Below are 1,987 nucleotides of genomic sequence, written 5' to 3'. Positions count from 1 at the left end.
CCCGGGCCCGTGAAATCTCTACCCGGATGACCAAACCCGTTGAAAGCGTCGCGGTAGCCGCCGATCTCATGGAGAACGTCGCCCAGGCCCGGACCGTGGGCTGATCGTCGTGCTACCTCAAAGGATTCGCCAGGAGGACCGACTGAACGAGATCACCAAAGAGTGCCGGCTATGCGGCTCGACCGGCCCCCATCGAACTCTTGCGGTACGCGAGATGATGTACGGGACCCAGGCGCGGTTCGAATACTATTTCTGCACCGCGTGCGAGACGTTGCAGATCGTCGATGTGCTCGAGGGCGAAGAGCTGATGCGGCACTATCCGCGAAACTATCACTCGTACAACGAGCCTCGGATTCTCGGATGGCTCATCACGCGGCACGACCGCTACAAATTGCATACCGGCGGCCGGCTGGTCGGTCCGCTTTTGACGAGGCGCTTGCCCGACGGCATACTTCGCCTTCTCCTCGGAGGGGATGTCATCGGAATGCTCGCTAGGCTGCCGCTCGGACGGGACGCGCGAATTCTGGACGTGGGCTGCGGCAGCGGTTTGCTGCTCGATCGGTTGGCCAGAGCGGGATTCACCAACTTGTCCGGTGCAGATCCGTTCATCGCGGCCGATCGCGAGACACCGCGGGGCGTGCCCCTGATGAAGAGCGACTTGAGCGACGTGACGGGCGAATTCGATCTCATCATGTTCAATCACTCTCTCGAACATGTTCCGGACCCGATCGCGATGCTTGAGGTCGCCCGCGAGAAGCTCGCCGCCGGAGGCATCTGCCTGGCCCGCGTGCCGACGACCTCATCCGAAGCCTGGACAACCTATGGCGCGGATTGGGTGCAGATCGACGCGCCCCGGCATTTCGTCATACCCTCGCGACAGGCGATGGCACTGGCCGCCGAGAAGGCCGGCCTGCGAGTGGAACAGACATTTGATGATTCGAACCTGGGCCAGTTCATGGGCAGCGAAGCCTATCGGCGGGGCGTTGCGGTGACCGACCCGAAAATCCTTCGGATGTTTGGTGCCCGGCAACTGTGGGAGTGGGAAAAACGCGCGGCTCGACTCAATAGGCAGGGCCGCGGGGACCAGAAGGGCTTTGTCTTGCGGGCGAAGTGAGCCCGTCAGATGATGCCGGCGCCCCTGGCCACCAGCGAGAGCCCGACCACCGCGAAGATGGCCGCCAGCACCTGAGGGCGGTGGGCCAGCGCCCATTCGTGCAGAGGTTGAAGCGCCGCTTGGGTTTTCGCGGGTGCGAGCAGATAGGTGACGAGGGTGATCTCGAAAACCGCGAGCATCCCGACGACGAAGGCTATGGCCGCGACGATCTGCGTGCCGATCGAGGCACCCGAGGCGACGACGGTGGTGTCGACGAGCAGAACCACGGCGGGGCCCGGCAAGAACGTCATGCCGGTCACCAGCGCCACCCACAGCGCCCCGTTTTCCCACGCCTTGTTGGCGCGGTCGGTCAGGCGCCGGATCGCCGATCCGCGCTCCGGCGCATCGGAGTCCAGCACCAGGGTCGGGGAATTGCCGACCGGCGCCGGCACCCGTTCGCGCTGACGCGCCCGGGAGCGCACCGCGATCAGCGCCGAGACCGACAGCGCGAGTGCACCCAGGGCGAGTTGAATATGCCGGGCGGTGGAGTTGGGCCCCGCGGTCGCCAAACTGTGCGCGGTCGTTCGGAACGCCGGCATGACGTGCAGAAGCAGCAGCGGAATCAGCAGGGCGGGCACATTCGTTATCAGGCAGCCCACCCAGCAGGCGACCAAGTTTTGCACCGGTCGCGGCCGGGAGATCAGGAGCAGGACGAGGCCGAGAAGCACAGGGTTGAGCGCCAACAGAAGCGCCAGCCCCAGCACGGAACCCCACACAGCCCGAAGACACTACCTTGTCGCGGCGGACATGCGTTTCAGTAGCCAGCGCACGTCAGTCAACCCGTCTTGAGCGCGCGAAGTTCTCCAGGAGATCGGCGGTGTTGGCCACGCTTTC

Annotated in this window: 2 protein-coding genes; one reads left to right on the top strand and one right to left on the bottom strand. The window is 64.8% G+C overall.

Going from position 1 to position 1,987, the window contains the following annotated elements:
• The first annotated feature begins 142 nt into the window (after nt 1-142).
• Nucleotides 143-1,114, top strand: coding sequence for a class I SAM-dependent methyltransferase (locus tag A5736_RS10895; protein WP_254848344.1), 972 nt, complete (start codon nt 143-145; stop codon nt 1,112-1,114).
• Nucleotides 1,115-1,119: 5 nt separating this feature from the next.
• Here A5736_RS10895 and A5736_RS10890 read toward each other — a convergent pair whose 3' ends face one another.
• Complete coding sequence (locus A5736_RS10890; RefSeq protein WP_076246153.1) at nt 1,120-1,869, bottom strand: GAP family protein; 750 nt, start codon at nt 1,867-1,869, stop codon at nt 1,120-1,122.
• Nucleotides 1,870-1,987: the final 118 nt, after the last annotated feature.

The sequence above is a fragment of the Mycobacterium sp. SP-6446 genome (assembly GCF_001954045.1).
Classification (GTDB): Bacteria; Actinomycetota; Actinomycetes; order Mycobacteriales; family Mycobacteriaceae; genus Mycobacterium.
Note: the sequence above shows the minus strand (reverse complement) of the source record. Positions and strands in the feature narration are given on the sequence as shown.